Consider the following 21,694-nt stretch of genomic DNA (forward strand, 5'->3'; position numbering starts at 1 on the left):
CGGCGCGGGAAGGGAAGACGATGTCCACGGACCGGGTGGTGGAGGCGCTGCGCGCCTCGCTCCAGGAGAACCAGCGGCTGCGCGAGACGAGCCGGAGGCTCGCCGACGAGGCCCGCGAGCCCATCGCGATCACCGCCATGAGCTGCCGCTTCCCCGGCGGCGTAGGCACCCCCGAAGAGCTGTGGGAACTGCTGGTCAAGGAGCGGGACGCGGTCTCCGCGTTCCCCGAGGACCGCGGCTGGGACGTCGAGGGCCGCTACGACACGGACGCCGACGCGCCCGGCACCTTCTACGTCCGCGAGGGCGGGTTCCTCCGCGACGCCTGCGACTTCGACCCGGCGTTCTTCGGCATCTCGCCGCGCGAGGCCCTGGCCATGGACCCGCAGCAGCGGCTGCTGCTGGAGACGGCCTGGGAAGCCGTCGAGCGCGCCGGGATCGACCCGCTGACCCTGCGCGGCAGCCGCACCGGCGTCTACGCCGGCGTCATCTACAGCGAGTACGGCTCCCGGCTCGGCGCGGTCCCCGACGAGGTGGAGGGCTTCCTGGGCACCGGCACCATCCCCAGCGTCGCCTCCGGACGGGTCGCCTACACGCTGGGGCTCCAGGGCCCCGCCGTGACCCTCGACACCGCCTGCTCCTCCTCCCTGGTCGCCATCCACCTCGCCTGCCAGGCGCTACGGGCCGGCGACGCCACCCTCGCGCTCGCCGGCGGGGTGACCGTGATGTCCACCCCCGGCCTCTACATCGGCTTCAGCCGCCAGCGGGGGCTCGCCCCCGACGGCCGCAGCAAGTCGTTCTCCGCGGCCGCCGACGGCGCGGGGTTCGGCGAGGGCGTCGGCCTGCTGCTGCTGGAACGGCTCTCGGACGCCCGCCGCAACGGCCACCCGGTCCTCGCGCTGGTCCGCGGCTCCGCCGTCAACCAGGACGGCGCCAGCAACGGCCTGACCGCCCCCAACGGCCCCGCCCAGGAACGGGTCATCCGGCAGGCCCTCGACCGCGCCCGGCTCGCCCCCGGTCAGATCGACGCCGTGGAAGCGCACGGCACCGGCACGGTGCTCGGCGACCCCATCGAGGCCCAGGCGCTGCTCGCCGTCTACGGCCGGGACCGGCCCGCGGGCCGCCCGCTGTGGCTCGGCTCGCTGAAGTCCAACCTGTCCCACACCCAGGCCGCCGCTGGGGTGGGCGGCGTCATCAAGACCGTACTGGCGATGCGACACGGCCTGCTGCCCAAGACCCTGCACGTCGACCGGCCCACCGAACAGGTGGACTGGACCGAGGGCGCGGTGGAACTCCTCACCGAGGCCCGCCCCTGGCCCGCCACCGGCGAGCCCCGCAGGGCCGGGGTCTCCTCCTTCGGCGCCAGCGGCACCAACGCCCACCTGATCCTGGAGTCCGCCGAGGAGCCGGCCCCCGCCCCGGCCGACGCGCCGGGCCCCGCGCCCGGCCCGGTCCTGTGGCCGCTCTCGGCGAAGAGCGGCCCGGCGCTCCGGGCCCAGGCCGCCGCCCTCCACGACCACCTGACCGCCGGCCCCGCGCCGCGCCCCCTCGACGTCAGCCGGTCCCTGGCGCTCGGCCGGTCCCGGTTCGCGGAGCGGGCCGTCCTCGTCGGCGACGACCACGCCGAACTCCTCGCCGGACTCGCCGCCCTCGCCCGTGGCGAGGAGCCCGCCTCGGGCGTACGCGGCACCGCCCCGCAGGGCGGGCGCAAACCCGTCTTCGTCTTCCCCGGCGCGGGCACGCGGTGGATCGGCGCGGGCGCCGAACTCCTCGACTCCTGCCCGGCGTTCGCCGCCCGCATGGCCGACTGCGAACGCGCCCTCGCCCCGCATCTCGACTGGTCGCCCACCGAGGTGCTGCGGCGCGGGGCCGCCCCGGAGCGGGCGGAGGCGGCCCAGCCGGTCCTGTTCGCGGTGCTGGTGTCGCTGGCCGCCGTGTGGCGCGCCCACGGCGTCGAACCCGCCGCGGTGATCGGCCACGGCCCGGGCGAGGTGGCCGCCGCCTGCGTGGCCGGCGCGCTCTCCCTCGACGACGCGGCCCGCGTCGCCGTGGAACGCGGCAAGGCGCTCGGCGCCCTGCCGGGCGGCGCGGCGGCCACCGTGACGATGACGCCGGACGAGGTGACGGCTGCACTGACCCGCCGTCAACTCGACCTGGCCGTCGCGGCGGTCAACGGGCCGCGCACCGTGGTGGTGGCCGGGGCCGAGGACGCCGTCGACGCGTTCGTGGACGGCCTCACGGCCGAGGGCGCGATGGCCTGGCGGACGCCGGCCGCCCACGCCTTCCACCACGACGGCGCGGCGGCCGTACGGGACACCCTGCGCACCGCCCTGGCGGGCATCGCGCCCCGTACGCCCGCCGTCCCGATCCTCTCCACCGTCGACGCGGCCCCGCCGGGCCCCGACGCGTTCGGCCCCGAGCACTGGCACCGCGACCTGCGGTACACCGTCCGGTTCCAGGACACCGTACGGGCGCTGCTCGACGCCGGGCACCGGACCTTCGTCGAGGTCGGCGCGCACCCCACGCTGACCTTCACCATCGAGGACATCATCGAGGACGCCGCGGCCGACGCCGGCGCGGCGGACGCCCTCGTCCTCGACACCCTGCACCGTTCCGAGGGCGGCGGCCTCCTCCGGCGGCTCCTGCTCTCCCTCGGCGCGGCCCAGACGAACGGCCTGCCCGTCGCCTGGGAGCCGCTGTTCGAGGGGGCCGGCGCGGGCCGGGTCGACCTCCCGACGTACGCCTTCCAGCACCGCCACTACTGGCTCGACGCGGCCCCCGCGGGCGGCGACCCCTCGACGGCGGGCCAGGCCGACGGCGGCCACCCGCTGCTGGGCGCGGCCGTCGACCTCCCGGACGGCGCCGGCACCCTCTTCACCGGCCGGCTCTCCCTCGCCGCCCACCCCTGGCTCGCCGACCACGCCGTCGCGGGCACGGTCCTGCTGCCGGGCGTGGCCTTCCTGGAGATGGCCGCCCACGCCGGACGGCGGCTCGGCAGCCCCACGGTCGAGGAACTGACCCTCGCCGCTCCGCTGCTGCTGCCCGCCGACCCGACGGCCGACCGGCCCGTACACCTGCGGCTGCTGGTAGGGCCCGAGGACGCCGAAGGCCGCCGCCCCGTGACATTCCACTCCCGCCCCGAGGACGCCGGGGACGACCAGCCCTGGACCCGGCACGCGGACGGCGCCCTCGGCGCCGAGGAGCCGCCGACCGCGCCCGTACACGCGGACTGGCCGTCAACCACGGCTGAGAAAATGGATGTTGACGGCCTGTATGAAACCCTGGAAGCCCAGGGAATCGAGTACGGGCCGGCGTTCCGGGGGCTGCGGGCCGCCTGGCGCGACGGCGACGAGATCTACGCCGAGGTCGCGCTGCCGGAGCCGCCGCCGAGCGGTGACGGCGGCTTCGGCGTGCACCCGGCCCTGCTGGACGCGGCCCTCCAGGCCACCGGGCTACGGCCCACGGGCAGTCAAGAGCCGTCTGACGGCGTGCCGTTGCCCTTCTCGTGGAGCCAGGTGACGCTGGAGCCGACAGTCGAACCCGTGCTGCGTGTGACACTCCGCCCGGCAGGGCCCGACGCCGTGTCCGTACGGATCACCGACCTGGCCGGGCGCACGGTCGCCGCCGTCGGCTCGCTGACCCTGCGCGCCGCCTCGCTCGCCGCGCTGCGTACGCCCGCCGACTCGCTGTTCCGCCTCGAATGGGCCCCCCTCGCGGCCCCCGACGCCGCGCCCCCGGCCGCACGCTGGGGAATCCTCGGACCCCGCGACGAACGGCTGCTCCCGCCGGAGTTCGCCACCGAGCCGCTGCCCACCGGCCCCGCGGACGCTCGGGTCGTGCCCGATGCCGTGCTGCTGCTCTGCGCACCGCCCAGTGCCGAGGGCGACGGCCTCGCGGACCCGGAAGCGGTGCACGCGGCCGCGGCCGACGCGCTCACCCGCATCCAGGGCTGGCTGGCCGACGACCGCTTCGCGGACACCCCGCTCGTCGTCCTCACCCGAGGCGCGGCCGACGCGGGCGACGAACCAGTGGAGCCCGGCGCCGCCGCCATCTGGGGCCTCCTCCGCTCCGCCCAACTCGAACACCCCGGCCGGTTCCTCCTCCTCGACACCGACGAGCCCCGCGACACCACCGCCGCGCTCCCCACCGTCCTCGCCGCCGCCGAACCCCAGACAGCCCTCCGCGCCGGCCGCCTCCTCACCCCCCGCCTCACCCGCCACACCCCCACGGGCCGTGAAGCCCCCGGGGCCGTACCGCCCACGCCCGTACCCTCCGCGTTCTCCGCGCCTTCCGCGCCTTCCGCGTTCTCCGCGCCCTTCGGACCCGAGGGGACCGTATTGCTCAGTGGTGGCGGGGCGCTCGCGGGGGTGGTGGCGCGCCACCTCGTCGCCGCGTATGGCGTGCGCAGGCTGCTGGTCTTGAGTCGGCGCGGTGCGCAGAGCCCCGGGCTGGGGGAACTCGTCACCGAACTGGCCGAGCAGGGCGCCGAAACGACCGTACTAGCCTGCGATGTGTCGGAGCGTCAGGAACTCTCCGAGGCGCTGGCGACGGTTCCGGCGGAGTATCCGCTGCGCGCGGTCGTGCATACGGCGGGTGCCCTCGACGACGGTCTGCTGGAGACGCTGACGCCGGAACGGCTGCGCGCCGTGCTGCGGCCCAAGACCGACGCCGTCACCCACCTCCACGAGCTGACGCGCGGCCGCGACCTGTCGGCGTTCGTGGTGTTCTCCTCCGCCGCCGGCGTGCTGGGCAGCGCCGGACAGTGCGCGTACTCCGCCGCCAACGCGGGACTCGACGCGCTGATGGCGAGGCGGCGGCGGCTCGGGCTGCCGGGCACCTCGCTGGCCTGGGGGCTGTGGGAGCGGCAGAGCGGGCTGACGGCCGAACTGGCCGGCGCCGACCTCCGCCGGATGGCCCGCGGCGGGGTGCGCCCGCTGTCCGACGAGGACGGTATGGCGCTCTTCGACGCGGCCCTGGCCACGGGCGACGCGCTGGCCGTGCCGATCCACCTGGACCTCGCCGCCTACCGCGACGGCCCGCCGCCGCTGCTGCGCTCGCTGGTACGGGCCCGGCCCCGCAAGGCGGCCGCCGCCGAGTCCGTACGGGACCGGCTCGCCGCGGCCGGGGCCGAGGAGCGCCCGCGCGTCCTGCTCGACCTCGTACGGACCCTCGCGGCCGGTGTCCTCGGCCACGCGGACGCCGAGGCCGTGCCGGAGTCGGCCGCCTTCCTCTCGCTCGGCTTCGACTCGCTGACCGCCGTCGAACTGCGCAACCGGTTGGGGGAGGCCACGGGGCTCCGGCTGCGGCCCTCGGCCGTCCTCGACAGCGGCACCCCGGCCAAGCTGGCGAAACACCTGGGTGCCGCACTGGCCGCCGCCGCCGAGGGCGAGGCCGGGGCCGGAGCTGAAGACGCCGACGCGGCTGTTCCCGTCGCAGGGGAGGCGAAGGAACCTGGCGCGGGCGTCCCGCGCCGCGCGACGACGACCGCACCGGAGCCGGACGCCGACCCGGTGAGCCTGCTGTTCCGGCAGGCGTGCGAACTCGGCAAGGTCGACGACGGGCTCGCCCTGCTGAAGCACGCCTCAGCTCTGCGCCCCCGCTTCGCCAACGCGCACGACGTCATCGCCTCCGGCGCCGGTCCCGAACTGCTGCGCCTGCGCGAGCGCGCCGATGCCCCCGTGGTGGTCTGCTTCGGCTCCGTCGTCGCGTTGGGCGGCGCCCACCAGTACGCGCGGTTCGCCGCCGCTCTGGGCGACCGGTTCGCCGTCAGCGCGCTGAGCGCCCCCGGCTTCGTACCGGGCGAGGCGCTGCCCGCGGACATGGACGCGCTCCTGGAGTTCCAGGCGCTGACCATCCGTCGACACCACCCGCACAGCCCCTTGGTGCTCGTCGGGTCGTCCTCCGGGGGCACGCTCGCCCACGGCGCGGCGGCGGCGCTGGAACGGCTCGGGGCCGGCCCCGCCGCCGTGGTGCTGCTCGACACCTACCTGTCGGACAACACGGGCATCACCCAGTTCAACGACGTGCTGCTCGGCGGCATGTTCGCGCGCGAGGACCGGGCGGCCCCGATGGACGGCACCCGGCTGACCGCGATGGGCGGCTACTTCCGCATCCTCGACGACTGGCGGCCGCCGGCCGTCGAGGCGCCCGTGCTGCTGGTACGGGCCTCCGCGCCGCTCGGCGAGCCGGCCCCGGACGCCGGGGACTGGCGCTCGTCCTGGCCGTCCGCGCACACGGTCGTGGACGTGCCCGGCGACCACTTCTCGATCATGGAACAGCACGTGGCGACCACGGGCGAGGCGGTCGCCGACTGGCTCCGCGTCATCGTTCCCCCCGACGCGAACGCCGCCCCGGACGCCCGTACGGACGCGACGGCCACTGCTCGTACGGAGCCCACGGAGCCCACGGAAGCCGCGGGCACCGGCCCCGCCCCCGCCCCCCGTACAGACCACCCGCACAGGAGGCACGTATGACGACCACCACGGCGCATCCGGAGCCCGCGAGCCCGCCGGCGCACGCGCTGACCGTGCTGGGCGCCGGGGTGATGGGGGTCGGCATCACCGTGCTGGCCCTCGGCCACGGTCTGCCCGTCCATCTCGTCGACACCGACCCCGACCGGCTCGACCGGGCGGCGGCGAAGATCGGCGACGAACTGCGGCTGGCCCACCTGATGAGCGCCCTGCCCCCGGACACCGAGCCGGGCGAGCTGACCACCGCGACCGCGCCGTCACCCGAGGCCGTCGGCCGCGCCACCGCCGTCATCGAGGCGATCACCGAGAACGCCGAACTCAAGGCCAAGGCCCTGGCCGAGATCTCGGCCAAGGCGCGGCCCGGCACGCCGCTCATCACCAACACCTCGTCCATCCCCATCGACGAGCTGGCCGACGCCGTCGAACGCCCCGCGGAGCTCGTCGGCACGCACTTCATGAACCCGCCCTACCTGATCAAGACGGCCGAGGTCATCCGCGGGGCCAGGACCGGGGACGCCGCCATGGCCGCCGTGACCGCGCTGCTCGCCGCGGTGCGCCGGGAAGGCGTCGTGGTCAAGGACGCCCCGGGCTTCGTGACCAGCCGGGTTCTGCATCCGATGATCAACGACGCGGCCCGCGTCGTAGAGGAGGGCACCGCCACCGCCGAGGCCGTGGACGCGCTGATGCAGGGCTGCCTGGGACACCCGACAGGCCCCTTGCGCACCGCCGACCTCATCGGCATCGACAACCTCGTCGACTCCCTGAATGTGCTGTACGAACGCACCGGGGACGACGGCTGCCGCCCCTGCGACCTGCTGCTGCGACTCGTCGCCGAAGGCCGCCACGGCCGCAAGACGGGACAGGGCTTCTACACATACCCATGACCGCCGCCGCCGCGCTCCGCGGCACGCCCATCACTCGCCCCGCCGCCACCGATACCCATGAGGAGAACAACCGATGACCAACCAGACCACCGAGGCCGCGGACACCGGCACCGGCGCACCGGACGCCGTGGAGCGGGAACTGCTCGACTTCCTCCAGGGACATACCGGCACACCATGGGAGCCCGAGACCGACCTCTTCCGCACGGGCGGCCTCTCCTCCCTCTTCGCGATGCAACTGGTCGTGCATCTGGAGAAGACCTACGGGGTGGCCATCCGCGGCGCCGATCTCAGGATGGACAACTTCCGCACCGCGCGCGTGATGGCCGCGCTGGTCGGCCGGCTGAAGGAGCCGCGGCCCGGGGGCCTCGATGGGTGACGTGGTGGCCGAGGCGGCGGCCCAGGTCTCCGCGGCCGTCGGCGACCGGGCCGGCGACTGGGACCGTACGGGCCTGCTGCCCCTGGACCTGCTCCGCGAACTCGGCGCGGCCGGCCGGCTGTGCGCCGAAGTGCCCGTCGAGTACGGCGGGTGGGGCCTGAGCAGCCTGCTCAGCGGCGAGTACACGGCCCACGTGGGGAGCCTGTGCAGCTCCCTGCGCAGCGTCATGACCTCGCAGGGCATGGCCGCCTGGACGATCCAGCGGTTCGGCACGCCCCGCCAGCAGGCCGACTGGCTCCCCGGGCTCACCGGCGGCCGGCTCGCGGCGGTCGGGTTCAGCGAACCGGACGCGGGCAGCGACCTCGCGGCCATGGGCACCGTCATCCGCCGCGACGGCGACGCCGTCGTCATCGACGGCCGCAAGAAATGGGTGACCGCCGCCCACTACGCGGACGTGCTGGTGATCTTCGGACGCTACGCCGACGGCCCCGCTGACGCCGCTGATGCCCGTGACGCCCCTGACGCCGTCGACGGCACCGGCGGGGGAGTGGCCGCCGCCGTGCTCGTACCCGTCGACACGCCCGGCGTCGAGGTGCGGCGGATCGCCGACCCGCTCGGCTGCCGGGCGGCCGGCCACGCGGACATCGGCCTCGACGCGGTCCGGCTGCCCGCCGACAGCGTGCTCGGCGGGTACGGGCTGCCGCTGCCGCTCCTGGTGACCACCGCCCTGGCCTATGGGCGGATGTCCGTGGCCTGGGGGTGCGTGGGCATCCTGCGCGGCTGCCTGGCCGAGGCCACGCGACACGCCGCCACGCGCGAGCAGTTCGGCAAGCCCCTGGCCCAGCACCAGCTCGTCGCCCGGCACCTCGCCGAGCTGTACACGGCGGAGCAGGTGGCCACCAGGGTCTGCGAGCACGCGAGCCGCTGCTGGGACGAGGGCTCCCCGGACCAGGTGGTGGCCACCGTCCTGGCCAAACGCGTCAGCTCCGCCCAGGCCGCCGCCGGCGCCTCGTCCGCCGTCCAGGTGCTGGCCTCCGCCGGATCGCGGGACGGCCACCCGGTGGCCCGCGCCCACCGCGACGCGAAGCTGATGGAGATCATCGAGGGCAGCACCGAGCTGTGCCAGGTGCTGCTCGCCGACCACGCCGTATCCGCGCGGGTCCGCGCCGCACCGCCCGTACGCGCGCCGGCCGCACCCGCGCCGCCCGCGCCGGGGAGGCCGCGGTGACCGCGTCCGAGACCCGCGAACCCCAGGGGGAGACTATGACCGACACCGATACCGACATGGACGCCGCAGCAGACGACGACCGGCCCGACCGACCCGACCGGCCCGTAACCGTCAAATGCCTGGTCTGGGACCTGGACAACACCCTCTGGCAGGGCACCCTGCTGGAGGACGGCGAGGTGGCGCTCGCCGACGAGGTACGCAAGGTCGTCATCGAGCTGGACTCGCGCGGCATCCTCCAGTCCGTGTCCAGCAAGAACGACCACGACCACGCCTGGGCCCGGCTGGAGGCGCTGGGCGTCGCCGAGTACTTCGTGCTGCCGGAGATCGGCTGGGGCACCAAGTCCGAGGCGGTGCGCCGCATCGCGGACCGGCTGAACTTCGCCCACTCGACCATCGCCTTCATCGACGACCAGCCCGCCGAGCTGGCCGAGGTCGCCTTCCACCTGCCCGAGGTCCGCGGCTACCCGGCCGAGCGGGTGCTCGCGCTGCCGGACCTGCCCGAGTTCACGCCCGCGACGAGCACCGTGGACTCGCGGCGGCGCCGGGCGATGTACCAGGCGGGGTTCCGCCGGGAGGCGGAGCGCGCCGAGGCGACCGGCCCCGACGAGGAGTTCCTGCGCTCCCTCGGCATGGTGATGCGCGTCGGCCGGGCGACCGACGAGGAGCTGTCGCGCGTCGAGGAACTCACCCTGCGCACCAGCCAGATGAACGCCACCGGCGTCCACTACTCGGACGCGCGGCTGCGGAGCCTGCTCGCCGACCCGCACCACGAAGTGCTCGTCGTGACCCTCACCGACCGGTTCGGCCCGCACGGCGCGGTGGGCGTGCTCCTGCTGGCGCGGCACCCCGGGATGTGGCACCTCAAGCTGCTCGCCACCTCGTGCCGGGTGGTCTCGTACGGGGCCGGGGCCGCGCTCCTGAACTGGCTGGCCGACGCGGCGGCCGGCGCCGGGGCCCATCTGGTCGCCGACTTCCGGGCCACCGACCGGAACCGGATGATGGAGATCGCCTACCGCTTCGCCGGCTTCGACGATCATTCCTGCGCCTGTGCCGCGGCGCTGACCGGCGGCGCCGAGTCCCGGGCGGCGGCCGCCAACGGGCTTCAGCGACTGCACCTGGTGCCCGAGCCCCGCCCGGCGCCCACCACCATGCGGCTGGAGGCGCCGGTCCTTTTCACATGAGCCGCCGGTGGCCGGTGCGGCTCGGGGGCCGGCGGCGCGGTCCGTACGGGCGTGCCGCCGGTCACCCCGGACACCCCGAGCCCCCCCCGCTGAGCCCGGTCAGAGCTTGCGGGCGAGGGTGATGCCGTCGGCCATGGGCAGCAGGGAGAGGTCCACCCGGTTGTCGTGGTGCAGCAGCCGGTTGAGGGCGCGTACCCCTTCGGTGTCCGGGTCCTGCGCGGCGGGGTCGGCGACCCGGCCGAAGAAGAGCGTGTTGTCGATGACGATGAGCCCGCCCTGCCGGACCAGCTTCAGTGAACTCTCGTAGTATCCGACGTAGTTGGCCTTGTCGGCGTCGATGAAGACGAAGTCGAACGAGCCGGGCCCCCGGTCGGCGAGCAGTTCGGCCAGCGTGTCGTTCGCGTCGCCGATCCGCAGGTCGATCCGTGGCTCGACCTCGGCGCGCCGCCAGTAGTCGGCGCCGAACGCCGGCCACCGCTCGTCGATGTCGCAGGTCACCAGGTGTCCGCCGGGCGGCAGGGCGCGGGCCAGGCACAGGGTGCTGTAGCCGGTGAAGGTGCCGATCTCCAGTACCGACCGGGCGCCGGTCAGCCCGGCCAGGAGGGCCAGGAGCTGGCCCTCCTCGGCCATCACCTGCATGGCCCGGCCGGCGGGGAGCACCGCGGTGGCCTCGCGCAGCTCCCGCAGAATCGCGTCGTCCCGCAGGGAGGTCTCCCTGACGTAGTCGAGCAGTTCATCGGTGGCTGCTGTCTGATCGGCCATGAGAAAGGCTTTCCCCTCTGCTGTGATGCGTCGAATGGTCTGCGGCTGGTCCGCGGTCGTCGAAGAGGCGCGCTCCTCATACGGCCCGGGGCGCGGGCGTTCCGCTCGTCTGGAACACGCTCTGGTGCCGGAACGCCTCGTGTTCCTGGGCCCGTTCGCGCGCGTACGCCTGGAGCAGCGCGTCGAGGCGGTAGCGGCCGGCGATGGGCGGGTGCAGGAGGTGCGCCTCGACCAGCGTGTCGAGGGCGTCCTCGGCGCTCTCCTCCGAGCAGTTCAGCATGGCCGCGACCCGGCCGCGCGAGGTGTGCGCGGCGCCGGCCGCGCCCAGGGCGGTGAACACGGCGGCCGGGTCGACGCCGTTCGCGGCGCGGCGCGGCAGCTCCGTGTGGCCCGCGTCGAGGCTGGGCCGTACGTCGAGGTCGCCGATCCGCAGGGCGTCCAGCAACTGCGGTGCGTCGGTGAGCCGTTGGGCGAGGTCGCCGAGGCTCCAGTGCGGGCGGTCCAGTTGACGGGCGGCCGCGATGCGCAGTGCCAGCGGCAGCCCGGCGCACATCGCCACGACCGTGCGCGCGGCCTGCGGCTCCGCGTCCACCCGGGCCGGCCCGACGAGTCTGCCCAGCAGTTCCAGCGACTCGCGTTCGTCCAGGGGCGGGAGCGCGACGGTCCGCGCGCCCTCCAGGTCGGCGAGGCGTCGGCGGCTGGTCACCAGGAGCCGGCTGCCGCCGCTGCCCGGCACCAGGGGGCGGATCTGGGTGGTGCTGTCGGCGTCGTCGAGGAGGACCAGCAGCCGGCTGCCGGCGGTGAGGGAGCGGTAGAGCACTTCCCGCTCGTTCTCATCGGCCGGGATGTCGGGCCGGGGCACGCCGAGTGCGGCCAGGAAGCGGTTCAGTACCTCGCCCGGGGGCAGCGGGTGCTCGCGGCCGCCGAGCGCGGCGTAGAGCTGGCCGTCGGGGAAGGACTCCCGCAGGGAGTGCGCCGCGTGCAGTGCCAGCGCGCTCTTGCCGGTGCCGCCCCGGCCGGTGATCACGGCCGTGCCGACCGAGCCGGGCGGCAGGCCGGTGGCCGTCAGGAGGCGGCGCAGCTCGGCCAGCGGCTCCTCGCGTGCCGTCAACGGGTAGGGCGCGGCGGGCAGTTGCGCGGGCTTCAGACGGAGGGCGCTGTGCCACGTCCGGGGCGCGGGCGGCGCGGTGTGCGTCGTCGTCGGCGCGGTCTGCCGGACGGACTGGCGGGCGAGGGCCCGTGCGTCGGGGCGGTCGTCGGCCGCGAGGATGCGTCGCTGGACTTCGCGGAGGGCGGCGCTGGGTTCGGCGCCGAGCTGTTCCACGAGCAGCTCGCGGGTGCGTTGGTAGAGGGAGAGCGACTCGGACTGCCGGCCGGAGCGGAACAGGGCGAGCATCAGCTTGCCGACCAGCGCCTCGCGCAGCGGGTTCTCCCTGACCAACCGCCATAGTTCCGGGATGAGTTGGGCGTGCCGGCCGAGCGCCAGTTCGGCGTCGAAGCGCAGCTCCATCGTCTGTAGGCGCAGCTCCTGGAGGTAGCGGCCCTCGACGTCGCGCAGGGTCTGGGACGGCACGTTGACGAGGGGTTCGTCGCGCCAGCCGGCGAGGGCCTTGGCCAGTTCGGCGCAGGAGTCCTCCATGTTGCCGACGTCGGCGTGGGCGGCCGCGCGGTGGCGGTGCGCGGTGAAGCGGCCGAGGTCGCTCTCGTCCTCGCCGAGGGCGATCAGATAGCCCGGCGCCCGGGTGATGATCCGCGCGGACGCCTGCTCGCCGAGGACTTGGCGCAGTCGCATGACGTACGTGCGTATGGTGGCGGCGGCGCTGGGCGGTGGGGCTCCGTCCCAGACGTATCCCGCGATACGGTCGACCGAGACCACGTGGTTGACATTGAGCAGCAACGTGGCCAGGACGACGCGTTGCCTGGGGGCCGAGACGTATACCTCCCGCGCGTTCAGCCGGACGGAAAGCGGGCCGAGCAGCAAGAATTCCAACGAACTCCCCATTCGTCCTGTTCGTCACGCAGGAGTCGTGGCGGAGCGGGCCGTCTGGCGGTTCGCGGGCCCGTCGGCCAACGACGTCAAGCGCGACCTCCAGCATCTTGGGAGCGCTCTGAACCGGTCAACGATATGCCGAGATGTTTAGGCATATTCCTAGAGCCCTTACCGGCGGGCCATGTCATGTTTGACGCGTCCGTAGCCTGTTTTGTCCGTTTGGTGTGCTTATCACCCCCGGCTCCATGGCCCGCGGAGCCGGTTTCTGAATCAAATTCAAGCCGTCGCTCTCCGGGCCGCATCGCGGTCTTTCCCGAGCGTGTCGGGGGGGAATTCACGGTCAGGCGTTATTCGCGGCGCAAGTGTTCGAATCAATTTGCGCTCTTGCTGAGATTCGACGGGGCGTGGCAGGGTGGGAAACACCGTACCCAGATCCCCCGGATCTGTGGAACCGTGAAGGGAAAACCCAGGAGACATGACTTCCTTACCCGTGGACAGCGGCCTTTGGTGCAGGCGCTTCCACCCCTCGCCGGCGGCGACGACCCGCCTTGTCTGCTTCCCGCACGCGGGCGGCTCGGCATCCTTCTACTTCCCGGTCTCGGCGGAATTGCGGGGCCGGACGGATGTGCTGGCCGTGCAGTATCCGGGGCGGCAGGACCGCCGGGCCGAGCCGACCATCGACGACCTCCGGACCCTGGCCGACGAGGTGTTCGCGGCGCTCCGGGGCTGGAGCGGGCTGCCGCTCACCTTCTTCGGCCACAGCATGGGCGCCCTCGTCGCCTTCGAGGTCGCCCGGCGGTTCGAGCGCGTGGGAGGGGGGATCGGCCATCTCTTCGTCTCCGGCCGCCGCGGGCCCGCGGTGCCGCACGAGGAGCGCCTGCACCTGCGCGACGACGACGGCATCGTGGCCGCCGTCCGGGAGATGAGCGGTACGGACGAGAGCCTGCTCGACGACGAGGAACTGGTCCGCATGATGCTCCCCGCGCTCCGCGGCGACTTCCGGGCCGTGGAGACCTACCGAGGCGAGCCCGACGCGGTGCTCCGTTGCCCGATCACCGCGCTGACGGGGGACCGGGACCCGAGGGCGCCCCTGGACGAGGTCCGGGAGTGGAAGGCGCACACCTCCGCGGCCTTCGAATTCAAGGTATTCCCCGGCGGCCACTTCTATCTGACCAGCCGGCCCGGCGACGTGATGGACGTACTCAAAGACCACTTCGACCGATGACCGTGCGAGCGCGGGCGTATGTGCCGGCTCGGGCACACGCGCCCGCGCGGACGTGCGCGCCGGCTCCGGCGCGCGAGCCGGCTCCGGGGCCCGCCCCGGCGCGGCGCGTCGCCGGCCGCCCCGCGGCGGGCGGCCGGCTCACGCGGGAACGCACCTGACGCACCAACCAGGAAGGCAGGTGTACGGATTGACGCCGTTACGCGGTTCCACGGCGGTCGGCTCCACCGCGGCGCTCCCGAAGGCCGACGACCGGAGGGGCTCGTGTCGCCCCGCGGCCGACCGGACCCCGGAGCGCGCGGAACCGGCGGGTCGGCCGAACGACACCGGGAGCAGCGCGGCCCCGCCGGACGCCGAGCGGCTCACCGCGCTCGACGCGTGCATCCTGGAAGGCATCGCCGTCGGCACCTCCACCGTGGAGCTGGCGGCCTCCCTCTACCTCAGCCGCAAGGGCGTCGAATACCGCATCGGCCTGATGTTGCGTCAGTTCCAGGTGCCGAATCGGGTGGCTCTCGTCTCCCGCGCCCATTCCATCGGTATGCTCACCGTGGGCACGTGGCCGCCACGGGTTCCGAAGCACTTCGTCGTGCAGACCGATTGAGCCGCACGGACCGACCGAGCCGCGCGGGCGGGACCGGCCCGCGCGGCGGCTTTACGGGGTGCGCGGCGGCATTACGGGATTCGCCGGTATTCGCCGGGCCGGCCGGCCCGGCGAATGACAATAGCGGCACTCAAGGATTGTTTCAGTCGCCAATATCGTCTCGATAGCGTGCGCCGCGACCTTTCCCGCACGGCCAATTGCACCTTACGGCGGCAAGCGAATCGATGTTACGGTGCCATCGCGTCGTGGTCGGAATTCCCCTAGGCTGGGCCGGGGGCCGCGCCCGCACCGGGCGCCGTACCGCGTCTTTCTCCTGTTACCTTCCCGCTGGGGGCGAGAAATGACTTTGGGCTATCTGTTCGGCGGCGGCGTCGGCACCGAGCCGCACGGTCTGGAGCTGTACCACGAGTACCCGGTCGTCCGTAGCTGGTACCAACAGGTCGCGGACTGGACGGGTTTGACGGTAAGTCAGGTCCTGGAGGACGACCTGCCCGCCGCGCAGGAGGAACGCCAGAGCGTCGGCACGGTGCGGGAGGCCGCGCTCGCCATCGGCGTGCACGACGTGCTCGCCCAGTTCGGACTGCGCCCCGCCGCCATCGGCGGCCTCAGCCTCGGCGCGATGACGGCCAGCACCCTGGCCGGGGCGCTCAGCAGACAGGAACTGTTCGAGATGCTGGCGGGCGCCCGGGACACCCCCGAACTCCCCGCCGACGCCCCGGCCCAGGGCATCGCCCTCGCCTTCGCGCAGACCGCCGACGGCCCCGGCCACCCCGGCGAGGGGCGGACCGGCATCCACCTCGCCGGCGACTTCGGCCCCACCGCGGACGGCAAACAGCGCATCCTCATGCTCGCCGGCCACGCCGAGGCGCTGACCGCCCTGGCGGCCGAGGCCCCGCCCGGCACCGTCGTCCCGCTGCCGGGCCGTACCATCGCGGTCCACTCGCCGCTGCGCCGGCACTTCCGCGACTTCATGGCCCCCCGCGTCGACGCGATGGCCTTCTCGGCCCCCCAACTGCCGCTGTACTCCTGTCTGGAGCGCAAGAAGCTCTCGAGCGCCGACGACGTCCGCGACCTCTTCCAGCGCAACTCCACCGACCCGATCAGCCTGGTGGACGTCTACACCGGCATGAAGAGCGAGGGCGTGGAACTCGGCCTCGTGATGGGGCCGTCGATCCCGGAGGGCATCCTCGCCTTCCCGTTCCCCGTCGTCCACATCGAAAAGCCCGAGCACGTCCAGCAGGCGCTCAGCACCGCGTACGACCTCGGCATCGATCTCACCGGCGGGCAGGTGAGCCCATGACCACCAGCTCGGTGGCCGCCCCCACCAAGCTGTCGGACGACCCCGACGCGCTGGTCGCCGGGTGGCTCGACACCGACCTCGACCAGTGGTGCCGCGGGGTGGTCCGGCGCCACTTCCACCCGGAGACCGGCAGCCCGTACTGGCTGGGCCGGGCCCGGCAGTTGGACTTCGACCCCCGCGACATCACCCGCTACGACCAGCTCACGGCCTTCGGCCCGTTCCGGCTGGAGAGCCTGCGCGAGCAGGACCCCGCGGACCTCGTGCCGCGCTCCGTCCCCCGGCCGCTGGCCGGCCGCGCCTGGGACACCGGAGGCACCACCGGCACCCCCTGCCGGGTCTTCTACACCCCCGACATGCTGCGGCACCGGGCGGTCTGGCGCCGCTGGTCGTTCGTCCGCGAGGGGTTCGCCCCCGGCCGCACCTGGCTCCAGGCCACCCCCACCGGGCCGCATCTGATCGGCCACGGCGTGTGGGAGGTCTCCGAACTGCACGCGGGCCAGGCGTACGCGATCGACATGGACCCGCGGTGGGTCAAGCGGCTCATCCGCGCGGGCCGCCTCCAGGACGTGGGGGACTACACCAACCACCTCCTGGAGCAGATCACCGACGTGCTGCGGCAGGCGCCCGTGCACTACCTCAACACCACGCCCGCGCTCTTCCAGACGCTCCGGCAGCGCCACCCCGACCTCGTCGCCGCCCTCGACGGCGTCCGGCTGAGCGGCACCCAGATCAGTGCCGACATGTACCGCGCGTTCACGTCGGCGCTGAATGGCGGGATTTGTGGCATGACATACGGCAATACCTTTGGAAATGCCGCCTGTTGGGACGTCGCGGGAGACGGCGAGCTGATCTCGTACGTGCCGAACTTCCCGCAGGTGACGATGGCGGTCGTGCGCAAGGACGACTGGTCGGCCGTCGTCGAGCCGGGAGCGGTCGGCCAGGTGCGGCTCACCGTGCTGCACGAGGACCTCTTCCTCCCCAACATCCTGGAGCGCGACCAGGCGTCACGCCACCGGGCCGAGGCGTGGCCCTGCGACGGCGTGGCCAATATCCGCCCGCTGCAAACCACGAGTTCGGCGCCGGAGGGGCTGTACTGAGGGCGCGCCGCGGCGGCTCCGTGAGCGCGGGAACGCTGGGACGTCAGCGTCCGCGGTTACCCGTGAATCTGCTGTGAATTGCATTCAAGATCCGCCGGACCGCCGTTTCTCAATGGCCCGCCGACAGAATCGGCCAATGTGTTTCCGGGCAATCCCCGCCGTTGAACACCCCGGCCGGGCGAGTCTAGTATCCGGCGACAAGGATGGCGCACGCGAACAAGAAGGCGGGGTGTGCAGAGAAATGGCAAGTGGGCACGTGGAGAGCCAGCGAGCCAGGGTGAGCAAGGCGTTCGACCTGATGGACGTCGACGGCAACGGCGAGGTCGGCATCCAGGAAATCGAGGCCCTGGCGCAGCGGCTGGCCAGCCGATTCGGACTCGCCGCCAACTCCAAGCAGCACGAGGAATTACGGCAGGCGAGCGTCGACCTGTGGCGCGACCTCCAGCACCAGCTCGACCAGAGCGGCGACCAGAAGATCAGCCGGAAGGAATACGTCGACTTCTACGCCGACGCCGACCCGGCCGTCATCCGCCGCACCATGGAACCGTTCGCGGGAATTCTCTTCAACCTGTTCGACGTCGACGGCGACGGAAAGGTTTCCCGCAGCGAATTCGAGCGCTACCACCGCGCGTGGGGAGTCCCCGCCGACCAGATCGAGGGTACTTTCGACAAGCTCGACACCGACCGTAGCGGCGACCTGTCGAAGGAAGAACTCCACCAGTATCTCGCCGGGTTCATCTTCGGTGAGCCGGGGTCGAAGGGCTGACCCCGAGAGAGCCCCGCGTTCAACTGGCCGGGCCCGGTGCGCACAGCCGGGCCCGGTTTGCCATGCCCTTTTGGTGCGGCCCCACGCCGTCGTTGGCACACCCGGACCGAGCTGATAGTTTCGCGCCGTACAGCAAGGCGCTCGACGCGGGGTGAGGGGGAATCCGTCGCGATGGCACTGATATCCGTCAACGGAATTCGCATCAATTACGAGGACCACGGTTCGGGCGAACCGGTCGTCATGATCATGGGCACCGGAGGAGGCGGCCGGGCCTGGCGGCTGCACCAGGTGCCCGCGCTGACCGCCGCCGGCTACCGCGTCATCACCTTCGACAACCGCGGCATCCCGCCGACCGACGCGTGCCCCGGCGGCTTCACCATCGACGACATGGTCGCCGACACGGCCGGGCTCATCGAAGCCCTCGGCCTCGGCCCCGCCCGCGTCGTCGGCACCTCGCTCGGCGGCTATATCGCCCAGGAACTCGCCCTCGCACGGCCGGAGTTGGTACGGCAGGCGGTGCTGATGGCCACCCGCGGCCGAGTGGATGCCATGGGCCGGGCGCTCGCCACGGCCGAGGCCGAGCTGTACGACTCCGGGCCCGCGCTCCCGCCGCGCTACGCCGCCGTCGTACGGGCCCAGCAGAACCTCTCCCCGCGCACCCTCGAACACGACGAGCAGGCACGCGACTGGCTCGACCTCTTCGAGATGGTCGTCCAGGACGGGCCGGGCACCCGGGTGCAGATGGACATCGCACCGCCCGCCGACCGGCTGCGCGCCTATCGGCGGATCACCGTGCCCTGCCACGTCATCGCCTTCACCGACGACCTGATCACCCCCGCGAAGCTCGGCCGCGAGGTCGCCGACGCCATCCCGGACGCCACCTACGACGAGATCGCCGCCTGCGGCCACTACGGCTACCTGGAGGACCCCGCCGCCGTCAACAAGGCCATCGTGGAGTTCTTCCGCGGGCCGGCCCGGGGGTAGCCGGCGACGCACCCGCTCGGCCCGTGAGCGGGAGGGGCGGCGGCCCCCCCCGGATCCGCCGCCGGTTCGCCCGCCGCGTGACGGCCTGTCAGCGGTCGGACGGGGTGCGGTCGAAGCCGCGCACCGCCAGGAACACCACCACGAGCAGGAGCGCGAGCGTCGCGCCCACGGCCGCGTACAGAGAATCGCCGAGGGGCCACCCCAGCGCCACGCGCCGGGCGGCGTCCACCACATACGTCAGAGGGTTCGCCTTGGCCACGAACCGCAGCCAGTCGGGCAGCACATGGACCGGCACGAACGCGCTCGACGCGAAGGTCAGAGGGAACATCGCCAGCGGCCCGATGCCGGCGACGACCTCCTTGTTGCGCAGCCAGGACCCCAGCGCCAGAAACCCCCAGACCACGGCCCAGGTGACGAACAGCGTCAGCAGCACGGCCACGCCGAGCCCCAGCGCGCCCCCGCGAGGATGGCAGTCGAGCAGCAGCAGCGCCGTCGCCAGCAACACCGCGAGCTGCGCCGCGACCCGGACCAGGTAGTCCAGGCTGCGGGCCACGAGCACCGAGGACATCCGGATCGGCATCGAGCGGAACCGCGACAGCACCCCGTTCTCCATGTCGAACAGCAGGCTGTACCCGGCGCCGGTCGCCGTGCCGGTGGCGGTCGTGATGAGGATGCCGGGGAGGAGGTAGTCGATGTACGCGACGCCCGCCGGGAAGTTCTTCGGATTCGACATGCTGCCGAACACCTGACTCATGATGAGCAGCAGGATGAGCGGCTGGACCAGCTCGAACAGCAGCAGCCGCCGGTTGTTCACGAAGGCGCGTAGGGAGCGGCCGGCCAGCACGCCGATCTGGGTCAGGCGGCCGCTGGCCGGCCAGCCGGGCGCGGAGGACACCCGCACCGGCGGCGCGGCGGGGCTGATGGCCTGGCTCGTCATCACAACTCCTGGGGGAGGGCGGCGGGTTCGGGAGGGACGGTCGACGCGGTCCGCGGGCGCGTGACGTCAGGTCGCGAGGACGGTCGACCGCCTGGTCAACGCGAGGTACACGTCGTCCAGCGTCGGCTCCGTCAGGGAGAACCGGGCGACGTCCAACCGCTCCTGGTCCAGGGCTCGGACGACGGTGGCGAGGTCCGCGGACGTCTCGGCCGGGGCGCTGATGGCACCCCCGGCCCCGTCCTGAGCCGCCGTCAGCCCGGCGCGGTCGAGCGCGAGCACGATGGCGCCGGCGTCCGCGGGATCGGCCGGGACGATGTGCACCGCGCGGCTGCCGACCTGGGACTTGAGGTGCGCGCTGGTGCCGGATGCCACCACCGTGCCGTCGGCGAGCACCGTGATGGTCCCGGCGAGCCGGTCCGCCTCGTCGAGGTACTGGGTCGTCAGCAGCACGGCCGCGCCCTCGCGGACGATGTCCTCGACGACCTCCCACAGCGCCAGCCGGCTGTTCGGGTCGAGCCCCGTCGTCGGCTCGTCCAGGAAGACCACGTCCGGCCGGCCGACGAGGCTGGTGGCCAGGTCCAGCCGTCGGCGCATGCCGCCGGAGTACGTACGGGACGGGCGGTGCGCGGCCTTGGTCAGGTCGAAGATCTCCAGCAGCTCGTGGGCGCGGGCCCGCGCCTGGCGGCGACTCGCGCCGAGCAGCCGGGCGATGAGGATGAGGTTGTCGGTCCCGGACAGGTTCTCGTCGACGGCGGCGTACTGCCCGGTGAGCCCGATACGGGCGCGGACCTCGTGGCTCCGGTCGACCACGTCGTAGCCGGCGATGCGCGCGGTGCCGCGGTCCGGCGGCAGCACCGTGCAGAGAATATTGATCAGCGTGGTCTTTCCGGCGCCATTGTGCCCCAGCAGCCCGTGCACCGTGCCGGCGTGCACCGAGATATCCACGGATGAGAGCGCCGTGACCGGTCCGAAGCTCTTTCCGATTCCGATTGCCTCGATCATCGGTCCCTGCATATATAACCCCCATGTGCACCACGTCGCCGATGACTTGTTGCCATATCGGCGCGCACGGCACGCTACGGCGACCATTTATGCGGTGTCAAAGATTCGCGTTCGCGAGATGAACACCCGGCCGGCCGGGATCGACGTCCGCCGGGCGCTCCGTTCACGAGATCCGCGCCACACCGGCCGTCCGGACGCGCGCGCCCGGGAACAAGCGGAATGCGCCCATCATCTCCGCGTCGCCGGTCCCACCGGCGGGTTCCGGGATTGGCCGCGCCCATTCCCGGCGGCCCGCCGGCCGACTGGTCCCGGCCTCCTCGACCGCCGCCGCGGCGGCCCGTGTTGGCGAATCCGCACACGGCCGGAATAAGATCCGCGGTAGCCCCGCGTATCCGGCAGTGCCGGTGCACGCCGACTTCAGGTGTGGCCGATACGCCGCCATGGCATTTCATCCCAGATTTACGGAGTGAATTACTCGTGTATCGGACCATGATGAAGTCCAAGATCCACCGAGCGACCGTCACCCAGGCGGATCTGCACTATGTCGGCTCCCTCACCATCAGTGCCGACCTGATGGAAGCCGCCGATCTGCTGCCCGGTGAAAAGGTGGACATCGTCGACATCGACAATGGCGCGCGGCTTTCCACCTATGTTATCGAGGGGCCCCGGGATACCGGGATCATAGGAATCAACGGGGCCGCCGCCAGGCTCATCAGCCCCGGCGATCTCGTCATCATCATCGCGTACGCGCAGGTGACGGACGAGGAGGCCAAGGCGCTGGAGCCGCGCGTGGTCTTCGTGGACCACGAGAACAAGGCCACCCACCTCGGCGGCGACCCCGCGGACGTGCCCGCCGGCTCGGGCCTGCTGCGCGGAGACCTCCCTGCCGAATAGGCC

Annotated in this window: 16 protein-coding genes; 12 read left to right on the plus strand and 4 right to left on the minus strand. The window is 73.1% G+C overall.

All coding sequences use genetic code 11. From position 1 onward, the window contains the following. Nucleotides 1-20 precede the first annotated feature (20 nt). The 5 genes from IF55_RS32385 to IF55_RS32405 all read left to right on the plus strand — a co-directional run bounded on the left by IF55_RS32385 (nucleotide 21) and on the right by IF55_RS32405 (nucleotide 10,136). Nucleotides 21-6,470, plus strand: coding sequence for a type I polyketide synthase (locus IF55_RS32385; RefSeq protein WP_063764078.1), 6,450 nt, complete (start codon nucleotides 21-23; stop codon nucleotides 6,468-6,470). Next, entirely contained in the window at nucleotides 6,467-7,351 is an 885-nt protein-coding gene (locus tag IF55_RS32390) for a 3-hydroxyacyl-CoA dehydrogenase family protein (RefSeq protein WP_048832937.1), read from the plus strand. Before IF55_RS32385 ends, IF55_RS32390 begins: the two co-directional genes overlap by 4 nt. Before the next feature lie 73 nt (nucleotides 7,352-7,424). Beyond that, entirely contained in the window at nucleotides 7,425-7,727 is a 303-nt protein-coding gene (locus IF55_RS32395; RefSeq protein ID WP_048832938.1) for an acyl carrier protein, read from the plus strand. Continuing rightward, nucleotides 7,720-8,955, plus strand: coding sequence for an acyl-CoA dehydrogenase family protein (locus IF55_RS32400; protein ID WP_078645621.1), 1,236 nt, complete (start codon nucleotides 7,720-7,722; stop codon nucleotides 8,953-8,955). Before IF55_RS32395 ends, IF55_RS32400 begins: the two co-directional genes overlap by 8 nt. 56 nt (nucleotides 8,956-9,011) lie before the next feature. Continuing rightward, nucleotides 9,012-10,136, plus strand: a complete 1,125-nt coding sequence (locus IF55_RS32405) for an HAD-IIIC family phosphatase (protein WP_048832952.1) — start codon at nucleotides 9,012-9,014, stop codon at nucleotides 10,134-10,136. A 99-nt stretch (nucleotides 10,137-10,235) separates the two neighbouring features. Here the strand turns inward: IF55_RS32405 and IF55_RS32410 are convergent, their stop codons facing one another. Continuing rightward, the gene (locus tag IF55_RS32410; RefSeq protein WP_030890472.1) at nucleotides 10,236-10,898 is read right to left on the minus strand and encodes an O-methyltransferase; all 663 of its coding nucleotides are present in this window, start codon (nucleotides 10,896-10,898) and stop codon (nucleotides 10,236-10,238) included. A 76-nt stretch (nucleotides 10,899-10,974) separates the two neighbouring features. Further along, nucleotides 10,975-12,888, minus strand: coding sequence for an AfsR/SARP family transcriptional regulator (locus IF55_RS32415; RefSeq protein WP_030890475.1), 1,914 nt, complete (start codon nucleotides 12,886-12,888; stop codon nucleotides 10,975-10,977). 475 nt (nucleotides 12,889-13,363) lie between these two features. Between IF55_RS32415 and IF55_RS32420 the strand changes: the two genes are divergently transcribed. From IF55_RS32420 to IF55_RS32445, 6 genes are all read left to right on the plus strand, one after another. After that, nucleotides 13,364-14,113 carry a thioesterase II family protein gene (locus tag IF55_RS32420; protein ID WP_030890478.1) on the plus strand — a complete coding sequence of 250 codons (750 nt, stop codon included), beginning with the start codon at nucleotides 13,364-13,366 and terminating at the stop codon, nucleotides 14,111-14,113. Between the two features lie 187 nt (nucleotides 14,114-14,300). Beyond that, the gene (locus IF55_RS37870) at nucleotides 14,301-14,711 is read left to right on the plus strand and encodes a LuxR C-terminal-related transcriptional regulator (RefSeq protein WP_245661583.1); all 411 of its coding nucleotides are present in this window, start codon (nucleotides 14,301-14,303) and stop codon (nucleotides 14,709-14,711) included. A gap of 340 nt (nucleotides 14,712-15,051) precedes the next feature. Beyond that, nucleotides 15,052-16,011, plus strand: coding sequence for a malonyl transferase (locus IF55_RS32430; RefSeq protein ID WP_030890486.1), 960 nt, complete (start codon nucleotides 15,052-15,054; stop codon nucleotides 16,009-16,011). Then, nucleotides 16,008-17,108, plus strand: a complete 1,101-nt coding sequence (locus tag IF55_RS32435; protein ID WP_048832939.1) for an acyl-CoA synthetase family protein — start codon at nucleotides 16,008-16,010, stop codon at nucleotides 17,106-17,108. The genes IF55_RS32430 and IF55_RS32435 overlap by 4 nt, the downstream gene beginning before the upstream one ends. A gap of 256 nt (nucleotides 17,109-17,364) precedes the next feature. Beyond that, nucleotides 17,365-17,874 (plus strand): EF-hand domain-containing protein, encoded by a 510-nt coding sequence (locus IF55_RS32440; RefSeq protein WP_157854553.1) that lies wholly within the window; start codon nucleotides 17,365-17,367, stop codon nucleotides 17,872-17,874. Between the two features lie 171 nt (nucleotides 17,875-18,045). Next, nucleotides 18,046-18,858: an alpha/beta fold hydrolase gene (locus IF55_RS32445; protein ID WP_030890495.1), complete on the plus strand. Its 813-nt coding sequence runs from the start codon at nucleotides 18,046-18,048 to the stop codon at nucleotides 18,856-18,858. An 88-nt stretch (nucleotides 18,859-18,946) separates the two neighbouring features. Here IF55_RS32445 and IF55_RS32450 read toward each other — a convergent pair whose 3' ends face one another. Together IF55_RS32450 and IF55_RS32455 are read right to left on the minus strand one after the other, a co-directional pair. Then, a complete protein-coding gene (locus IF55_RS32450; protein WP_030890498.1) occupies nucleotides 18,947-19,795 on the minus strand; it encodes an ABC transporter permease in 849 nt (282 codons plus the stop codon). A 66-nt stretch (nucleotides 19,796-19,861) separates the two neighbouring features. Continuing rightward, nucleotides 19,862-20,797: an ATP-binding cassette domain-containing protein gene (locus IF55_RS32455; RefSeq protein ID WP_245661584.1), complete on the minus strand. Its 936-nt coding sequence runs from the start codon at nucleotides 20,795-20,797 to the stop codon at nucleotides 19,862-19,864. Nucleotides 20,798-21,274: 477 nt separating this feature from the next. On the opposite strand from IF55_RS32455, the gene panD reads away from it, so the two are divergent. Then, entirely contained in the window at nucleotides 21,275-21,691 is a 417-nt protein-coding gene (gene panD, locus IF55_RS32460; protein ID WP_030890505.1) for an aspartate 1-decarboxylase, read from the plus strand. Nucleotides 21,692-21,694 lie beyond the last annotated feature (3 nt).

Source organism: Streptomyces varsoviensis, assembly GCF_000718635.1.
GTDB classification, from domain to species: domain Bacteria; phylum Actinomycetota; class Actinomycetes; order Streptomycetales; family Streptomycetaceae; genus Streptomyces; species Streptomyces varsoviensis.